The 18,100-nt window shown below is 67.0% G+C and carries 16 protein-coding genes; 8 read left to right on the forward strand and 8 right to left on the reverse strand.

What is annotated here, in order from left to right; genetic code table 11:
• Nucleotides 1–17: 17 nt before the first annotated feature.
• On the reverse strand, nucleotides 18–1,163 hold the full coding sequence (locus H4O10_RS07260) for an efflux RND transporter periplasmic adaptor subunit (protein WP_024958332.1): 1,146 nt from the start codon (nucleotides 1,161–1,163) through the stop codon (nucleotides 18–20).
• Nucleotides 1,164–1,292: 129 nt separating this feature from the next.
• On the opposite strand from H4O10_RS07260, the gene H4O10_RS07265 reads away from it, so the two are divergent.
• Entirely contained in the window at nucleotides 1,293–2,009 is a 717-nt protein-coding gene (locus H4O10_RS07265) for a response regulator (RefSeq protein WP_182680966.1), read from the forward strand.
• Nucleotides 2,009–3,085: an ATP-binding protein gene (locus H4O10_RS07270; RefSeq protein ID WP_005409462.1), complete on the forward strand. Its 1,077-nt coding sequence runs from the start codon at nucleotides 2,009–2,011 to the stop codon at nucleotides 3,083–3,085. Before H4O10_RS07265 ends, H4O10_RS07270 begins: the two co-directional genes overlap by 1 nt.
• On the opposite strand, the gene H4O10_RS07275 is transcribed toward H4O10_RS07270, so the two are convergent.
• The 3 genes from H4O10_RS07275 to H4O10_RS07285 form a co-directional block, all read right to left on the reverse strand.
• Nucleotides 3,063–4,859: a DUF4105 domain-containing protein gene (locus tag H4O10_RS07275; RefSeq protein ID WP_076738998.1), complete on the reverse strand. Its 1,797-nt coding sequence runs from the start codon at nucleotides 4,857–4,859 to the stop codon at nucleotides 3,063–3,065. The genes H4O10_RS07270 and H4O10_RS07275 overlap by 23 nt on opposite strands.
• 34 nt (nucleotides 4,860–4,893) lie before the next feature.
• The gene (locus H4O10_RS07280) at nucleotides 4,894–5,193 is read right to left on the reverse strand and encodes a DUF2388 domain-containing protein (RefSeq protein ID WP_005409460.1); all 300 of its coding nucleotides are present in this window, start codon (nucleotides 5,191–5,193) and stop codon (nucleotides 4,894–4,896) included.
• Nucleotides 5,194–5,255: 62 nt separating this feature from the next.
• The gene (locus H4O10_RS07285; RefSeq protein WP_024958330.1) at nucleotides 5,256–6,644 is read right to left on the reverse strand and encodes an FAD-binding oxidoreductase; all 1,389 of its coding nucleotides are present in this window, start codon (nucleotides 6,642–6,644) and stop codon (nucleotides 5,256–5,258) included.
• A gap of 169 nt (nucleotides 6,645–6,813) precedes the next feature.
• Here H4O10_RS07285 and serA point away from each other — a divergent pair, with 169 nt between their 5' ends.
• Nucleotides 6,814–8,055 carry a phosphoglycerate dehydrogenase gene (gene serA, locus H4O10_RS07290; protein WP_005409458.1) on the forward strand — a complete coding sequence of 414 codons (1,242 nt, stop codon included), beginning with the start codon at nucleotides 6,814–6,816 and terminating at the stop codon, nucleotides 8,053–8,055.
• Between the two features lie 79 nt (nucleotides 8,056–8,134).
• Here the strand turns inward: serA and H4O10_RS07295 are convergent, their stop codons facing one another.
• Complete coding sequence (locus tag H4O10_RS07295) at nucleotides 8,135–8,749, reverse strand: NUDIX hydrolase (protein WP_012480055.1); 615 nt, start codon at nucleotides 8,747–8,749, stop codon at nucleotides 8,135–8,137.
• Between the two features lie 133 nt (nucleotides 8,750–8,882).
• On the opposite strand from H4O10_RS07295, the gene H4O10_RS07300 reads away from it, so the two are divergent.
• On the forward strand, nucleotides 8,883–10,358 hold the full coding sequence (locus H4O10_RS07300) for an amino acid permease (RefSeq protein WP_005409456.1): 1,476 nt from the start codon (nucleotides 8,883–8,885) through the stop codon (nucleotides 10,356–10,358).
• A gap of 82 nt (nucleotides 10,359–10,440) precedes the next feature.
• On the forward strand, nucleotides 10,441–11,868 hold the full coding sequence (locus H4O10_RS07305; RefSeq protein WP_012480054.1) for an amino acid permease: 1,428 nt from the start codon (nucleotides 10,441–10,443) through the stop codon (nucleotides 11,866–11,868).
• Nucleotides 11,869–12,132: 264 nt separating this feature from the next.
• On the opposite strand, the gene H4O10_RS22255 is transcribed toward H4O10_RS07305, so the two are convergent.
• A complete protein-coding gene (locus tag H4O10_RS22255) occupies nucleotides 12,133–12,258 on the reverse strand; it encodes a hypothetical protein (protein WP_254913578.1) in 126 nt (41 codons plus the stop codon).
• Nucleotides 12,259–12,600: 342 nt separating this feature from the next.
• A complete protein-coding gene (locus tag H4O10_RS07315) occupies nucleotides 12,601–12,975 on the reverse strand; it encodes a hypothetical protein (protein WP_032957971.1) in 375 nt (124 codons plus the stop codon).
• A gap of 252 nt (nucleotides 12,976–13,227) precedes the next feature.
• Between H4O10_RS07315 and H4O10_RS07320 the strand changes: the two genes are divergently transcribed.
• The 3 genes from H4O10_RS07320 to mtnC all read left to right on the forward strand — a co-directional run bounded on the left by H4O10_RS07320 (nucleotide 13,228) and on the right by mtnC (nucleotide 15,218).
• Complete coding sequence (locus H4O10_RS07320; protein WP_043035629.1) at nucleotides 13,228–13,869, forward strand: methylthioribulose 1-phosphate dehydratase; 642 nt, start codon at nucleotides 13,228–13,230, stop codon at nucleotides 13,867–13,869.
• A 92-nt stretch (nucleotides 13,870–13,961) separates the two neighbouring features.
• Entirely contained in the window at nucleotides 13,962–14,519 is a 558-nt protein-coding gene (locus H4O10_RS07325; protein WP_005409451.1) for an acireductone dioxygenase, read from the forward strand.
• A gap of 3 nt (nucleotides 14,520–14,522) precedes the next feature.
• Nucleotides 14,523–15,218 carry an acireductone synthase gene (gene mtnC / locus H4O10_RS07330; RefSeq protein WP_033833463.1) on the forward strand — a complete coding sequence of 232 codons (696 nt, stop codon included), beginning with the start codon at nucleotides 14,523–14,525 and terminating at the stop codon, nucleotides 15,216–15,218.
• Nucleotides 15,219–15,477: 259 nt separating this feature from the next.
• On the opposite strand, the gene H4O10_RS07335 is transcribed toward mtnC, so the two are convergent.
• Nucleotides 15,478–18,096 (reverse strand): glycoside hydrolase family 2 protein, encoded by a 2,619-nt coding sequence (locus H4O10_RS07335; protein ID WP_076738997.1) that lies wholly within the window; start codon nucleotides 18,094–18,096, stop codon nucleotides 15,478–15,480.
• Nucleotides 18,097–18,100: the final 4 nt, after the last annotated feature.

An 18,100-nucleotide genomic window follows, 5' to 3' on the forward strand; every position in this document is an offset into this window, starting at 1 on the left:
ACCGGCCCGGTAGAGGCTCAGCCCTTGCTGCCGGCCTGCACCGCGCCGGCGCTGGCGACCGGCATCTGCCAATCGCGCGCATCGACCACCACGCCTTCCTGCAGGCGTTCCTGGCCTTCGACCACCACCTTTTCGCCCGCCTTCAGGCCGGTGCGCACCAGCCATTGGCGATCGACACTACCGTCCACTTCCAGCGTGCGGATCACCGCCTTGCCATCGCCACCGATCACCCAGGCATAGGCCTGGCCACCGGCACTGCGCAGCACGGCCTGCTGTGGCACGGTCAGTGCGCTGGCCGGCGCACCCCGCGGCACCTTCGCGCGCACGTACATGCCGGGCAGCAGCTGGCGCTGCGGGTTGTCGACCAGGATGCGCAGGATCACATCACCGGTGCGCGCATCGACATTGATACCGGAGAACAGCATCTGGCCACGTTCGGGCAGCGGCTTGCCGGCCGCACCGATGATCGTCACCGGCAGCTCGCCGCCACCGGCACTGCGTTGCAGCGACTCGAGCTGCGCCGCTGGCTGGCGCACATCGACGTAGACCTGGTCGATCTGCTGCACCACCGCCATCGGCTCGGCATCGGCCACGCCGACCAGTGCACCTTCGGTCACCAGCGCCTGGTCGATGCGGCCGGCAATCGGCGCGCTGACCGTGGCATAGCGCAGATCGAGCTGGCGACGCGCCAGGATCGCGCGCGCTTCGTTCACCGCGGCACGGGCCTGTTCGTACTCGGCACTGGCATCGTCGCGGTGCTGCTGGCTGACCGCCTGCGCGGCCGCCAGCGCATGCAGGCGCTGCGACTGCACGCGGCTGCGGCCCAGGGCTGCCTCACTGCGCTGCAGCGCGGCCAGTGCCGAGTCGACATCGGCACGGAACGCCGCCGGATCGATCTGGAACAGGGCCTGGCCGGCGCGCACTTCCGCACCCTGCTCAAACAGCCGGCGCTGCACGATGCCGCCCACCTGGGCACGGATCTGTGCGGTGCGTACGGCGGCCACGCGGCCGGGCAGTTCGTCATCGCGCTGCACGACCTGCGGGCCGACAGTGACCACGCTGACGCGCGGTGCCGCTTCGGGCGTGGCTTCGGGGGCGGAGCAGGCCGTCATGGCCAGGGCGAGGGCCGCGATCAACGCGACCGGAGTCCTGAAGGTTCTCATTGCTGTGCACAATGCCGCGCGGGCGGCTGATAGGTTCTGAAGCGTGCAGTCTGCGGGGCGATGATGGGGTTTCGATGGAGGAACTGTGGAGATACGATGGAGGCAAGCACCTTAAGGCCCCGCCCCTGCATGCATGCCTCCCCTGCCCTCGCCGCCCTCGTCCTGATCGTCGAGGATGAGGCCGAGATCGCCGATATTCTTACCGCCTACCTGGAACGCGAAGGACTACGCACCCTGCGTGCCGCCGATGGCCACAGTGCACTGGACCTGCACCGCAGCGCCCGCCCCGACCTGGTCCTGCTCGACGTACAACTGCCGCGGCTGGATGGCTGGAGCGTACTGACCCAGCTACGCCAGCGCGGCGAAACGCCGGTGATCATGCTGACCGCGCTGGACCAGGACCTGGACAAGCTGACTGCGCTGCGCATGGGCGCCGACGACTACGTGGTCAAGCCGTTCAATCCAGCCGAAGTGGCAGCGCGCGCGCGCGCCGTGCTGCGGCGTACGCTGCGTGGCTCGCGCGTGGACGCACCGACCGCACTGCGCGCGGGCCCGTTGCTGATCGACTCGGCCACCCATGCCGTGCATGTGGAAGGCGACGGCTACAGCCACGAAGTGCTGCTCACCCTCACCGAGTTCAAGCTGCTGCACTGCATGGCGCTGGCGCCGACCCGCATCTTCAGCCGCAGCGAACTGATGCACGAATGCCTGCCGGAAAGCGAGGCGCTGGAGCGCACGGTCGACAGCCATGTCAGCAAGCTGCGCCGCAAGCTGGATGAAGTGGGCATGGTCAATGTTCCGGCCAGCGTGCGCGGTGTCGGCTACCGGTTGATGGCCGACCGCTGATGGCCCGCCTGCGCCGCTCCGGGCTCAGTCGCCACATCATCGTCTCGATGTCGCTGATGGTGATCGGCGTCATCGTGATGATGATCCTGTCATCGTGGCTGCTGTACGCGGTGCTGGTCGAGTTCTTCCCCGGCAGTGCCGAAGAGCCGGAAAGCTGGCTGCCGACCGGGCCGGAGCTGGCATGGATGGTCGGGGTGATCCTGACCGGCCTGGCACTGGCCATCGCCGCCTCGTTCCGCCTTGCCCACCGCATCCTGTCGCCCTTGAATTCGCTGGTCGACAGCGTGCGCGCGCTTGCCGGCGGCGACCTCGGTGCGCGCGCCAGCGCCCAGGAAAACTCGCCCGGCGAAGTGGCCACCCTGGTCGAGGATTTCAATGCGATGGCGCGCCGCCTGCAGCACATGGAGAGCGAGCGCGCGATGTGGCATGCGGCCATTGCCCATGAACTGCGGACTCCGGTGACGATCCTGCGTGGTCGCCTGCAGGGGCTGGCCGAGGGCGTGTTCCAGCCAGACGAATCCCAGTTCCGCAGCCTGCTGGCACAGGTCGAAGGCCTCTCACGCCTGATCGAGGATCTGCGCGTGTTGAGCCTGTCCGACAACGCGCGGTTGGACGTACGCCGCGCGCGCACCGACGTGGTGGCCGAAGTGCATTCGGTGATGACCCTGGTCGACCCGCAGTTCCGCGCCGCCGGCTTCGTGCTGGAGCTGGAAACCAGCCGCGAGGAACACAACGCGCACTGTGACCCGACACGCTTGCGCCAGGCCCTGCTGGCACTGCTGGAGAATGCGCGCCGCTACGCCAGCCCGGGCAAGGTGCGGATTGCCGTGCACGACACGCCCGGACACGTGCAGGTGGCGATCGAGGACGAAGGCCCGGGCATCGACCCGGAACTTCACACCGACATCTTCACTCCGTTCATGCGCGCCGACGGCTCGCGCTCCCGCCAGGGCGGCGGCAGCGGGCTGGGCCTGGCGGTGGTCAAGGCCATCGCCGATGCACATGGCGGCCGCGTCTACTGCACGCCCGGCAGCGCCGGCGGCAGCCGCTTCGTCATCGAGCTTCCGCGCCAGTAGCGGGCGTGGCTGCCTGTTCCCGCAGGCGTGCGCCGAGCGCGGCGAGGTTGGCATCGATCGCATCCATCTCGTTGCGCTGGCCCGCCGGCAACTGCTGGCGCAGCTGCACGCGCAGCGCCTGCCACGCCGGCACCGCCTGCGCACTGGCGGTGGCCACGACCTCGGACAACAGCGCCTGCTCATCGGCAAGCGGCAACCCGTAGCCATCGTCGACCAGCAGCGTACCCGGGCGCAGCCATTGCCCACCCTGCTCCAGCAGCTGGCGCAGGCCGCGCGTCTCGGCACTGTCCGGTGCCGCCAGCAGGCGCCGTTTCAGCACATCGCGCGCGCGCAGTTCGGCGCGGCGTTGCGCAGCCTGTTCCAGCAGCAGCAGCCCGGCGCTGGCACGCAGGTCACCCTGCAGCAGCCAGGGCGCACGCTGCTGTGCGGGCAGCTTCAGCCAGGCGCGCACATCGCGCACCGGCAGCCCCAGCTGTGAGCTCGCCACCGCGAACAACTGCTGATAGTGATCGCGCGCCGAGGCAAAGTAGTAGCCCTGCGCCTGCGCTGCATTGCGGTCCGTCAGCACCTGCTCGTCCAGCACATGCAGCCGGGACAGCCGACGCTTCAACCCGCGCGGACTCAGCTGGGCCAGCCCGGCCTCCCCCAGGCGCGGCACGCCCGCCTGCAGCAGCTTTGCGGTTTCCACCGCGCAGTTGTTGCTGACGAAGTAATAGCGCCCGTCGTAGCTCCAGTGCACCTGTGCAGTGCGCTCGAGCAGGCCGGCGATCTCGCCGGGCGACAACTGCAACGGCAGCGACTGCAACCCACGCAGTTCCACCTTGGTGTACTCGTCCACCACCTGCTGCAGCGGCAGCACGAACAGCCGCGAGGGATAGCCGCCGGTCAGGCCACGCCAGTTGGAAATCTGCACATCACCCACGAATGCGCGGAACGACAGCACGCGGTGGTGCTCCAGGTCCAGGCGGCAGTCCGGCCCCGGCGCACGGCCCGGCCGGCAGATCACCAGCCGCAGCATGCTGTGCCCCCAGCGGCTCATCAGCTGCGCACTGCCTTCGGCGAACAGGTAGTCCACGGCGTAGACGCGCGAAGGATCGAGCTGCAGCAGCGATGCCGCACCCTCTTCCGATTCGGCCTGCAGCAATGGCAACGTGGCCGCGCAGTGCGACTGCGGCAGCGATGGCGGGGTTCCGAAATGGGCCTGGTACCACTGCGCCAGCGCCGGGCGCCGGCAGGCAAACTCGCTGTCGAGCACGAAATGCTCGGCGTTCACTGCCAGGTACTCGGCCGGATCCTTCAGTTCATAGGCATCCGGACTACGGTCACGGAAGTCGTTGCCACCACGGCCGAGATGCCAGGGCTTGCGCTGCCATCCGGCCAGGTCGCGCCAGCGCGCACTGCGCGACCAGTTCGCGCCGCTACGGTCTGCAACATGGGTCAGTTCATGCACCAGCGCGCTGCGTCGTGCACGGCGTGCGCCGGGCACGGCATCATCCAGCAGCTCGCGACGCAGGTCGATGCGGCCGGCGAAAGCGCGACCGTGCACATCGGCCGGCAGGTGGTCGCTCCAGCGCACCTGCACGTGTGCTGGCAGTGAGCGCAGCAGGCCATCTGGCAGCAGGGACTGCACGTCGGCCAGGGTCTGCATCGCCACCTGCTGCTGTGCAGGGCTCAGCCCTTCCGGATCCAGGCGCAGGTCGCTGCTGGCATGTGCGGCCGGAACGGCCAGCAGTAGAGCCAGGCCATGCCTGGCTGCGTTCCGTGCAGATGTCATGGCGTTGCCAGCCAGCGGCCGGCACTACCCGGGATCAACGCGCCAGCAGCGCGCGGGCCAGTTCCAGGTCGCTCTGCTGCTGCGCGGCAGCGCTCTGCTCACGCAGGTGGACCAGCGCGGCCTGCAGGCGGGCGCCACGGATCTGGCCGTCGCTGGCGATGAACGCGGCGGCATCGTCGCGTGCGGCCTGCACCACCTTGTCGTCGCCCGAGCTGCTGGCCGAAGAGCCCGACGATGCACCGGTGGCGGAACCGGCCGAGGTGCCGGCGAAGCTGGAAGCGAAGCCGGCCAGCGGCAGGGACAGCAGGGCGAGCAGCAGAAGCGGACGGGTCATCGGTTCGAAGCCGGTTGTGAGGATGCGTGGAGCGTAACGGGTGCGTGAAGGATTTGCCCGGCTCAAACGTCGAACAGCTTGCCGGGATTCAGCCGCGCTTGGGGATCGAACGCACGTTTGACCGCCTTCATCAGGGCGATCTCGGCCGGGCCGCGGGTGCTGTCCAGGTAGCCCTTCTTGACCAGGCCGATGCCGTGTTCAGCCGAGATGCTGCCATCGAACCGGGCCAGCACCTGCGCCAGCAGCTTGGTCACATGCTCGCACTGCGCCACGAAATCGGCGTCGCTGGTGTCATCGGGCTTGAGCACGTTGATGTGCAGGTTGCCGTCACCGATATGACCGAACCACACCACATCGAAGTGCGGGTAGGCCTGCCCGATCAATGCCTGGGTCTCGGCCAGGAACGCCGGCATCGCCGAGATCCGCACCGAGACGTCGTTCTTGTAGGGCTTGTAGCGCGCCAGCGATTCGGTGATGCCTTCGCGCAGGCGCCACAACTGGGCGGCCTGGGCATCGCTGGCACTGATCACGCCGTCGCTGACCCAGCCGTTGCCCATGCAGTCCTCGAAGGCCGCCATCGCCGCCGCTTCCTGCGCTTCGTCGTTGGCGGCGAACTCGGTGACCACGTAATACGGGTGCACCTCGTCGAACGGTGCCTGCGCACCATGCGCCAGCACGTGCTCCAGCGCGCGATCAGTGAAGAATTCGAAGGCCTGCAGCTGCAGCCGTGCGCGGAACGCGGCGAATACCTGCATCAGCACTTCGAAGCTGGGCAGCGCCAGCAGCATCACGTTGCTGGCCGGCGGCGGATCGGTCAGCTTCACCGTCGCTTCGACGATCACGCCCAGCGTGCCTTCCGAACCGATCAGCAGCTGGCGGAAGTCATAGCCGCTGGAGTTCTTGATCAGGCCCTTGTTGAGCTCCAGCAACTCGCCACTGGCGGTGACCACCTTCAGCCCGGCGATCCACTCGCGGGTGTTGCCGTAACGGATCACGCGGATGCCACCGGCATTGGTGGCGATGTTGCCGCCGATCGTGCAGGAACCACGCGCGGCGAAATCCACCGGGTAGATCAGGCCGTGGTCCAGCGCGGCGTTGTGCACGGCTTCCAGCGGCATGCCGGCCTGCACCACCAGGGTGCGATCGACCGCGTCGTAGGCCAGCGCCTTGTTCATCCGTTCCAGGCTGAGCACCAGCTCGCCGTTGGCAGCCACCGCGCCACCGGAGAGGCCGGTACGGCCGCCGGACGGCACCACGGCCACGCCCTCGCCTGCACTCCAGCGCATCACCGCCTGCACTTCCTCGACCGTGGCCGGCAGTGCGATCGCCAGCGGCGCCGGCGTCCAGCGCCGGGTCCAGTCGCGCCCGTAGTGCTCCAGGTCGGCCGGGTCGGTCTTCAGCTTCAGGCCGGGACAGGCCTGCTGCAGCGAGGCAATGCGGGAATCGGTCATGACGGTCCAGCGCGGGGCGTGAAGAACGGGCAAGCGTGCCAGCGGCACGCGCCAGCGTCCAGCCCCGCCGCGCTGCAGATAGCTACGGATGCAACCAATTGCGCACTGCACCATGGGCGCTTCGATCTGGCATAGTGGTCAGCCCCTGTCCCACTGGCCGTGTCGCCCCATGTCGCCGAAGAAGACCTCGTTCCCCAAGCAGGATATCCGCGTGCTGTTGCTGGAGGGGGTCAGCCAGACCGCCGTGGAGGTGTTCAGCGCCGCCGGCTACAGCCAGATCGAGGCGCACACCAAGGCGCTGCCCGAGGACGAACTGAAGGCGCGCATCGCCGAGGCGCACATCGTCGGCATCCGCTCGCGCACCCAGCTCAGCGCCGAGGTGCTGGCCGAGGCCAAGCGCCTGATCGCGGTGGGCTGCTTCTGCATCGGCACCAACCAGGTCGACCTGGACGCGGCCGAGCTGGCCGGCATCCCGGTGTTCAACGCGCCCTATTCCAACACCCGCAGCGTGGCCGAGCTGGTCATTGCCGAGGCGATCATGCTGACCCGTGGCATTCCGCAGAAGAATGCCGAGTGCCATCGCGGCGGCTGGTCGAAGTCGGCCAGCGGCAGCCATGAGGTGCGTGGCAAGACCCTGGGCATCATCGGCTATGGCCACATCGGCACCCAGGTCGGCGTGCTGGCCGAATCGCTGGGCATGCAGGTGATCTTCCACGACGTGGAAACCAAGCTGGCGCTGGGCAATGCGCGTGCTGCGGCCAGCCTGGACGACCTGCTGGCCCGCGCCGACATCGTCACCCTGCATGTGCCGGAGACCCCGGCCACGCAGTGGATGATCGGCAGCACCGAGCTGGCGAAGATGCGCAAGGGCGCGCACCTGATCAACGCCGCGCGCGGCACCGTGGTCGACATCGATGCGCTGGACGCGGCGCTGGCCAGCGGCCACGTCGGTGGCGCCGCGCTGGACGTGTTCCCGGTCGAGCCGAAGGGCAATGGCGATATCTTCGAATCGCCGCTGACCCGCCACGACAATGTGATCCTGACCCCGCACGTGGGCGGCAGCACGCTGGAGGCGCAGGACAACATCGGCGTGGAGGTGGCGGCCAAGCTGGTGCGCTACAGCGACAACGGCAGCACCCTGTCGGCGGTCAACTTCCCGGAAGTGACCCTGCCCGAACACGAAGACAGCCTGCGCCTGCTGCACATCCACCAGAACGTGCCGGGCGTGCTGTCCAAGGTCAACGAGATCTTCTCGCGACACAACGTCAACATCGACGGCCAGTTCCTGCGCACCGACCCGAAGGTGGGCTACGTGGTGATCGACATCACCGCCAGCGAGGCACAGGCCGCCGCCGTGCGCGACGAACTGGCCGCGATTCCGGGCACGCTGCGGACGCGCATCCTGTATTGAAAAAAGGGGACGGAGGGGATTAAGTCGTTTGCGGCACATGCGCTATAAACGACTTAATCCCCTCCGTCCCCTTTTTACCTCAACGTGCCAGCCAGCGTCGCGCCATGCGCTGCATGGACTCGTCCGATTCCGGATCGGACACGACTTCGGTCACCGGCCGCCATGCCAGGTCAAGTGACTCCTCGCTGAGCACGAAGGCTTCGCCACCCAGCGCGCGGATTACGAAACGCACGTCGTAGTGCCAGTGCCCCGGCACGTCCTTGCGCTCCGGGATCCAGTGCTTGTCCAGATCGAAGATCGCCGGGTCTTCCAGCACCAGGCCGCTCAGGCCCGACTCCTCTTCGGCCTCCTTCAGCGCCACCTGGGCCAGGTCACGGTCGCCGTCGGCGTGGCCGCCCAGCTGCAGCCAGCGTTGCAGCTTGCGGTGGTGGGTCAGCAGCAGGCGCTGGCCATCGGCACTGACCAGCCAGCAGCTGGCGGTGAAGTGGCCGGCCAGGCGCTCGCGGCGGAACGGATCTTCCGGATCGTCCAGCAATGTGCCGAATTCGGCAGCCAGTGCGTCGTGGGCAGGCTCACGGCGGGCATAGTCCCGCAGCAGGCCACGCAAGCGATCGTCAAGCACGGCAAGGGTTTCGGCGGTCTGGCGCATGAATGGGGGCGGTCTGGAAAAATACTGCTCATTATCGCCGTTCATTGTTGCGATTGCGCTTGTGCGTTGGCTTCAGCTTTGGCTAAGGTACAGCGGGCCGTTCGCGCGGCCTTCACCATTCCAGGGTTGCCGGCAACGTATCGGCGGCCCACCCCATCCGATCACTAGGAAGTACTGCATGCTGAAAGCTCTGTTGAGGGTCAAGCCGGTTGAACCGGCCGGGCACGTCGATGCCGGCGAACCCATCGAAGGCAGCCTGGACGGCGAAGCCACGCTGAAACGGACCCTCACGGCTAAACACCTCATCCTGCTTGGCGTGGGTGCGGTGATCGGCGCTGGTATCTTCGTGCTGACCGGCCAGGCCGCGGCCAACCATGCCGGCCCGGCGGTGATGCTTTCGTTCGTGCTGGCCGGTTTCGCCTGTGCCCTGGCGGGCCTGTGCTACGCCGAGTTCGCGGCGATGATGCCGGTCTCCGGCAGTGCCTACTCGTACTCCTACGCCACCCTGGGCGAAGGCATGGCCTGGTTCATCGGCTGGTGCCTGGTGCTGGAGTACCTGTTCGCCTCGGCCTCGGTCGCGGTGGGCTGGTCGGCGTACCTGATCAGCTTCATCACCACCACCTTGCACATGCCGTTCCCGGACCTGCTCAGCGCCGCGCCCATCGCCTGGACCGGCAGCGAGTTCGTCTCCTCCGGCAAGCTGTTCAACCTGCCGGCGGTGCTGATCGTGGCGGCGGTGTCCGGCCTGCTGTACGTGGGCGTGACCCAGTCGGCCTTCGTCAACGCGATCATCGTGGCGATCAAGGTCACCGTCATCTGCCTGTTCATCGGCATCGGCGCGGCCCATATCGACCCGGCCAACTGGCAGCCGTTCATCCCGGAAAACACCGGCGTGCCGGGTGAGTTCGGCTGGAGCGGCATCTTCCGCGCGGCCACCATCGTGTTCTTCGCCTACATCGGTTTCGACGCGGTCTCCACCGCCGCCGGTGAAACCAAGGACCCACAGCGCAACATGCCGATCGGCCTGCTCGGCTCGCTGGCGGTGTGCACCATCGTCTACATCATCGTCTGTGCGGTGCTGACCGGCATGATGCCGTACCACCTGCTGGGCACCGACAAGCCGGTGGCCACCGCGCTGGAGCCCTACCCGACCCTGTCCTGGCTTAAGACGTTCGTGGAAATCGGCGCCATCGCCGGCCTGTCCTCGGTGGTGCTGGTGATGATGATGGGCCAGACCCGCATCGCTTACACCATCTCCCGCGACGGCCTGTTGCCGAAGTTCTTCGGCAAGGTCCACGCCCGCTTCCGCACCCCGTACGTCGCCACCATCGTGGTCGGCGTGATCGCTGCCGCGCTGGCCGGCCTGGTGCCGCTGAACGTGCTCGGCGAACTCGTCTCGATGGGCACCCTGCTGGCCTTCGCCACCGTCTGCGTCGGCGTGCTGGTGCTGCGCTATACCAAGCCGGACCTGCACCGCCCGTTCCGCGTGCCGATGGTGTGGATCATCTGCCCGCTCGGCGCGGCCACCTGCCTGTTCCTGTTCTGGCAGGCGTTCGTCGTGCATTGGCACCTGTTCGTTGGCTGGACCCTGCTCGGCCTGCTGATCTACCTGGGCTACGGCATCCGCAACAGCAAGCTGGCCAAGTCGCCCTGATCCGCCTACGGGCCGGCCTCGCGCCGGCCCGTCCGTTTTCCCCGCGCGCCGCCCGTGGCGCGCTTCGACAAGACCACCACACATGTTCAAGCAACTGTGGGCCACCAAGCACCCGCATGCCGCCCATGAAGACGCCAACGGCCTGAGCCTGCGCCGCCACCTCGGCCCCTGGGGCCTGACCGCCCTCGGTATCGGCGCGGTGATCGGCGGCGGCATCTTCGTCATCACCGGCCAGGCCGCCGCCAACCACGCTGGCCCGGCCATCATGCTGTCCTTCGTGCTGGCCGCGATCTGCTGCGCCTTCTGCGCACTGGCCTATGCCGAGTTCGCCTCGATGGTGCCGGTCTCCGGCAGCGCCTACACCTACACCTACGCCACCTTCGGCGAGCTCTCGGCCTGGTTCATCGGCTGGATGCTGGTGCTCGAGTACGGCGTCTCCGCCTCGGCGGTCGCGGTCAGCTGGACCGGCTATTTCCTCAGCCTGCTCAGCCAGTTCGACATCCATCTACCGGCGGCGCTGGTCAGCGCCCCACTCGATGCACAGCTGCGCCCCACCGGCGCGATCGCCAACCTGCCGGCCGCTGCGCTGGTACTGCTGCTGACCTGGCTGTGCTACGTCGGCATCAGCAAGTCCTCGGCGATGAACATGGCAATGGTCGTGCTGAAGACCGGCCTGATCCTGCTGGTCATCGTGGTCGGCTGGAAGTACGTGGACACCAGCAACTGGACGCCGTTCATTCCCGCCAACGAAGGGCCTGGCAAGTACGGCATGGAAGGCGTGCTGCGTGGCGCGGCGATGGTGTTCTTCGCCTACATCGGTTTCGAAGCGGTGTCGGTGGCGGCGCAGGAATCGAAGAATCCGCAGCGTGACATGCCGTTCGGCATGATGCTGTCGCTGGTGATCTGCACCGTGCTGTACATCGCGATGGCTGCGGTGATGACCGGCCTGGTGCCGTTCCAGCTGCTCGGCACCGACGAGCCGGTGGTGACTGCCGTGGCCGCGCATCCGCAGCTGGGCTGGCTGCGCTGGGTGGTCGAGGTCGGCGCGCTGGTCGGCCTGTCCTCGGTGGTGCTGGTGATGATCATCGGCCAGCCGCGCATCTTCATGATCATGGGCCGCGATGGCCTGCTGCCGCCGGTGTTCACCAGGATCCACCCGAAGTACCGCACTCCGCACATCAACACCGTGATCACCGGCATCGGCATCGCGCTGCTGGCGGCGCTGTTCCCGCTGGACATCCTCGGCGAGCTGACCTCGATGGGCACGCTGATCGCGTTCGCCGCAGTCTGCGCCGGCGTGCTGATCCTGCGCCGTACCCAGCCGGACCTGCCGCGCCCGTTCCGCATGCCGATGGCGTGGCTGATCTGCAGCCTGGGCGTGTTGAGCTGCCTTGCCCTGCTGTCGGCGATGACGATGCACAACTGGATGCTGATGGGGGTGTGGACGTTCGTCGGTTTCGTGATCTATTTCTGCTACGGGTTCCGGCACAGCCGCCTGCGCGCGAAATAAAGGGATTGCAGGGCCTGCGGCCCTGCACCCGCCGGAGCCGGAGCAACTTCCAGAGCAACAGCTGGGTTGAGGGTTTCGCGGGGAGGCATGGGTTAGCGGGGGACGCCGTGAATCCATCCCTGGAGGCTTGGCCGCGGCATCCATGCCGCGGACACCCCCGCGAACCCATGCCTCCCCGCCCCTGACACTTTCCCGGCACGTCCGGTAGATCCACGCCATGTGTGGATGATGGTCATTCCCAGCGACCAAGGCGCCCGACGATGATCATCTGCGGCCAAACCAGATGGTCTTCTGTATCCAGCCTGCGCCGCCCATGCAACCCATGAAGTACTCATGGTTACCGTTGACGTTGACGTCCACGGTGTAGCGCTCGGTCTTTGGCATCAGCATCGCTCTGCCCTGCAGCGCCACCGCGACTCATCCAGCGGATCAGCATGATCACTGAAGCGGGCCCATTCGGTCGCACAACCGCCGGTCAACAGCGCAAGCCCCGCAGCAACGGCCATTCGCATACACGTAGCCATCTCCATCATCACTTCTCGATTTCCGGTCGCAGCACGCGCTCGTACTTTCCGTCCACGTCGTACGTGTTCTTGTCCTGCCCCCTGCTCGTCTCCAGCCTCAACGCCTAAACGGTTCGCAGAGCCAGATCATTCTCCGCTGGCCCCTGTTGCCTCGACTCCGTTGAGCAGCAACCGGTCGAGCCCCTGTCGTCCGCTGCGCCGGCCCCGCCTAGCGGCGATTGAACCAGATGAGCTGCTGCTGCCAGCCGGCACCGGCCATGCAGGCATTGAACTCGCTGCTGCGGTCGGACGCGTTGACGTCCACGATGTAACTCTCCTCTTTCGGCATGGGTACCATGTTGTACTTGCCGTCAATGGCGCAGACTTCATCAAGCCTGCAGGGCACCTTGCGGTCTTCGTAGACGGTGCGCGTGGCCACTTCATTCCTGACCGGCCAGTGATCGTCGGCCTGCGCCCTGCAACTCGAATGGGCGGGGCCGAATGACCGCGCACCCGCATCCATCTTCACCCATTCCATCGTGCAGCCACTGCTGGCAAGCATGATGCCAATCGCCCCCATCATCCCCATCGCGCGCGCGATCATCGAAGTACTCCTTTCCTTGGCGCTCGCCGGAACTTCTGCGGCAATCCGATGATGTTTCGCGGCAAGAGGGCTGTCCACGACCGGAATCGCTTCCAGCGGGAGCGCTGCCCTCCCCATTCAGCCAGCGCTGTGCTTGCCTCGATCCAACCCCTGCGCGCCGCCTGCCAGCACACCGCTTCGCGTTGCCCACGCAACAGGCAGGAGGTCGCCGCGCGGGCCCAGCATCGGGCCGGATCACGTAAAATGCCGTCCATGGACACCACCACCTTCCCCTACGACACCGCCCGCCTGGGCGAACTGGCCCAGCTGCTGATCGACAACGTCCGCGAACTGGCCCAGGCCGGCTGGACCCCGGCCACCAGCAGCAACTTCTCCCACCGCCTGGATGACCGCCACGCCGCGATCACCGTCTCGGGCAAGGACAAGGGCCGCCTGATCGAGGACGACATCATGGTGGTGGACTTCGATGGCAAGGCCGTCGGCCGCCCGCTGCGCCCCTCCGCCGAAACCCTGCTGCACACCCAGCTGTACCGCCGCTTCCCGGAAATCGGCTGCGTACTGCACACCCATTCGCCGGTGCAGACCATTGCCTCGCGCCTGTACGCGCCGCAGGGTCATGTGCACCTGGAAGGCTACGAACTGCTGAAGGCCTTCGCCGGCAACAGCACCCACGAGATGGCCATCGACGTACCGGTGTTCGCCAACACCCAAGACATGAACGTGCTTTCGAAGCAGGTCGATGATCTGCTCGACCGCCAGAACCTGTGGGGCTACCTGATCGACGGCCACGGCCTGTACGCCTGGGGCCGTGACATGGCCGAGGCGCGGCGCCACCTGGAAGCCTTCGAATTCCTGTTCCACTGCGAACTGGAACTGCGCAGGCTGCGCGGCTGAACCCGTGCGCAGGTGCAGATGCCGATCCGGAATCTGCGCCCCGCCCCCGCCCTGCTACCCTGTCTTCCCCCCGAGACGTTCAAGCTGCCGCCATGAGCCGACTGCGCATCTACGACGACACCCGCCCCGAATCGCCGCTGCTGGACACCCAGGACGGCGCGGTCATCGCTGCCGAACTGCAGAAGATCGGCGTCACCTTCGAGCGCTGGCAGGCCACCGCGCCAGTCGCGCCGGGCGCCAGCCAGGAGGAAGTGTTCGCTGCCTACCGTGCGGACATCGACCGCCTGGTCGCCGAGCGCGGCTTCAAGAGCGTGGACGTGGCCTCGATCGCCCCGGACAACCCCAACCGCGCCGAGCTGCGGAAGAAGTTCCTCGACGAACACTTCCACAAGGAAGACGAGGTGCGCTTCTTCGTCGCAGGCTCCGGCCTGTTCACCCTGCACGTGGGCGACAAGGTCTACGAGATCGAGTGCGTGAAGGACGACCTGATCGCCGTGCCCGATGGCACCACCCACTGGTTCGACATGGGCGATGAACCGAGCTTCGTGGCGATCCGCTTCTTCACCGAGCCGGACGGCTGGGTGGGTCATTTCACCGGCACCGACATCGCGCAGAAGTTCCCCCGTTACGTACCTACCCAGGCGTCCTGATCCATGCAGCCCCGCGTCATCCTGACCGACATCGAAGGCACCACCAGCAGCATCTCGTTCGTCAAGAACGTGCTGTTCCCCTATGCCCGCAAGGCCTTGCCGGCGTTCGTCGCCGAACATGGCCAGCAGCCAGAGGTCCGCCGCTGGCTGGACGCGGTGGCTACCGAGATCGGCGGCGCCTGCCAGGACAGCCTGGTGGCCGAGACGCTGCAGGGCTGGATCGACCAGGACCGCAAGCACACCGCGCTGAAGGCGCTGCAGGGCCTGATCTGGGATGAAGGCTACCGCCGCGGCGACTACACCGCGCACTTCTACCCGGAAGTGGCGCCGGTGCTGAAGGGCTGGCACGCTGCCGGCCTGCCGCTGTACGTGTACTCCTCCGGCTCGGTGCCGGCGCAGAAGCTGTTCTTCGGTTTCAGCGATGCCGGTGACCTCAGCCCGCTGGTGTCGGGCTGGTTCGATACCGAGATCGGTGGCAAGCGCGAGGCCGACAGCTACCGCCGCATCGTGCAGGCGATCGGCGTGCCGGCCGGCGAGATCCTGTTCCTGTCGGATGTGGTGGAGGAATTGGACGCCGCCCGCGAAGCCGGCCTGCAGACCCGCCTGATCGATCGCCTGGACGATTACCCGATGCCGCGCATCGGCCAGGCCGCCAACGGCCACGAGCGGGTCGAGAACTTCCAGCAGATCCAGCTGTAAAGAAGAGAGGTGTGCGGACCAACGGTCCGCACCTACCCGTCTCCGCGTCTGGTAGATGCCAACCTTGGTTGGCATGTTCGGGGTGTGCCAACCAAGGTTGGCACCTACCAAAACAGGATGTGCCGCCCTCAACGATCAAGGTGTGCGGACCAACGGTCCACACCTGCCCGGCTCCGCGTCTGGTGGATGCCAACCTTGGTTGGCATGTTCCGGGTGTGCCAACCAAGGTTGGCACCTGCCAATGCGGGCTACGCCGCCCTCAACGATCGTTGAGGGTCTTCAGCTTCATTGCTTCGTGCAGGGCAGTCAGGTCCACCGGGCCGCGCACCGCAATGTCCCGGGTCTCGCCCGGCAGCAGGTCCAGCAGGTTGTCTTCGACCTGCACATCCAGCGAGCCGAAATCGATCCACGTCGCGCGCACGTAAGCCGCGCTTTCCAGGCGTAGACGATAGTGATCGCCTTCGATGGACAAGGTGGCCTTCAGCTTCTGCCGCGGCAACACCTGGTCTTTGGCTTCGACGAATCCGACGACCTGGCGGGCACTGACCGCCCCGTTCTGCAGCAGCTCGAACACGGCCACCGTGCGCTTCGGATCGGCACCGGCCAGCAGCTCGGCATCGCGGAAATCACCAATCGAGGTGACGCCCGCCGCCGTCAACGCCACCGCGTCCTCGCGACGACGCAGCACCTTGCCATCCACATCCATCACCCGCAGCCGCCAACGTGCGTCTGCGGCAGCGCCATCATTGATCAGGCGCACCCGCGTACTGCCCTCATCACGCAATGCCGCCAGCGTGACCGGCGCGAAGAAGCGCCGCGCGGCGTAGTGCAGCGCCTTCCAGCGACCGAAGTAGTCCACGCTGGACCATGAAGCACCCGGCCAGACGTCGTTGAGCTGCCAGTACAGCGAGCCCATCGTGTACGGCCGCGAGGCGCGATGGTGCAGCGCGGCCAGCGCGATGCCATCGGCCTGCATCACCTGGCTGAGGTAGACGAAGTCCTCGAAGTCCTTCGGCGTGCCGTAGCCCAGTTCGATGTAGTGCAGCAGGCGGCTGTTGCCCTCGCCGGCCATGAATTTCTGGTGCGCGCGGATCACCGGGCTGTCGATGCGCTGCTCGGCGCGGGTGGCAATCTGGTCCACGGTGGCCACCGACGGCCATGCCTGCAGGCCGTACTCGGACATGAAGCGCGGCGTCTCGCGCAGGTAAGCCTGCACCGGCAGCGCCGGATTGCCCCAGACCTGCCAGTAGTGCTTGTCGCCACGGGTCGAGTCGTTCGCCTTTTCGTCCAGGTCGTTACTGGGCGAGCTGGACCAGTACGGCACGCCCAGCCCCTCCTCACCCACTACCTGGCGCAGGTCATTGCCGAACAGGTCGACATAGCCCTGCCAGACCTTCTCGGCAAACGCCGGGTCGGCCGCCTTCAGGTCGCGGCCGTGGCCCCAGTCCTTCCAGGCGGTTTCTTCCTCGTTGTTGCCACACCACAGCACGATGCTGGGGTGATGGCGCAGCCGGCGCACATTGTCGCGTGCCTCGGCCACCACGCTGGCACGGAAGGCCGGATCGTAGCCCGGCTGCATGCCACCACCGAACATGAAGTCCTGCCAGACCAGCAGGCCCAGTTCGTCGGCGATGTCGAAGAAGGCATCGTCCTCGTAGTAGCCGCCCCCCCAGTTGCGCAGCATGTTCATGTTGGCGTCGCGTGCGGCGGTCAGCACCTGGCGCAGGCGCGCGGCGTCGACCCGTGCGGGGAAGGCATCGAACGGAATGACGTTGGCGCCCTTTGCGAAGATCTCCACGCCGTTGATGACGAAAGCGAAGCCCTGCCCGCCCTTGCCGTCTTCCTCGCGGCGCAGTTCAACCGTGCGCAGGCCGATACGCTGCTCGCGCACCAGCGCTGCATCGACACCATCATCCAGGCGGACCTGCACGGTGTAGCGGTCCTGTGCACCGTGGCCGGCCGGCCACCAGCGCTGCGGCTTGACCAGTTCGACCGGTACTTCGACGGCGTTCTGGCCGGGCTTCAGCAGCACCGTGCGCTGCACCTGGGCCACGCTGCGACCCTGCGGATCGCGCACATCGACATGGACCACCGCAGAACCGGCCGCCGCGCCCTGCTCCATCTCCAGCAGCACGGCCAGCTTCGCCTGCTCCGCGCTCAATGCATCGGTACGCACGGCAAGATCGGTCAGGCGGTGCGCATCCCAGGCCTGCAGGTCGACCCCGCGCCACACGCCGGCGGTGACATAGCGCGGGCCCCAGTCCCAGCCGAAGTGATAGGCCGGCTTGCGCGCGAAGTTGCCGACCATCGCGTCCTTGGGCTCATCGCCATAGGGCGAAGGATAGTTGCCGGCGATCTTGTGCGGCATCGCCTGTACACCGGGAAGCAGTGTGCGGATTGGTGAACGGAACACGATCTGCAGTTCATTGCCATTCGCGCGCAGGCGCCCGTCCACGCGCGCACGCCAGGTGCGGTGCGCGTTGTCCGCGCTCAGCAGCGGCCTGCCGTTGAGGCTGACTTCGGCATAGGTATCCAGCCCGTCGAAGCGCAGCTCGGCATTGGGCTTGGCCAGTGTCGCCGCATCCACGTCGAAGCGGGCGCGGTATTCCCAGGCAGCCAGCCCGATCCATTGCAGCTCTGCCTCAGGCGCACCGACGTACGGATCGCGGATCAGCGCGTGGGCGAGCAGGTCGGTGTGCACGCTGCCCGGCACCTTCGCCGCACGCCATTGCTGCAGGCCCGGGTGGGCTGCACCCTGCGCATCACCGGGCAGCATGCGGAATTCCCACTGTGCCTGCAGCGGGGCTGCAGTTGCCGGGAAGGCGGAGGCTGCGATCAGCAGCAGGAGCAGACGGACAACGAGGGAAAGGCGATGCACGCGG

This window comes from Stenotrophomonas sp. I18B00994 (assembly GCF_014145825.1).
Classification (GTDB): Bacteria; Pseudomonadota; Gammaproteobacteria; order Xanthomonadales; family Xanthomonadaceae; genus Stenotrophomonas; species Stenotrophomonas maltophilia.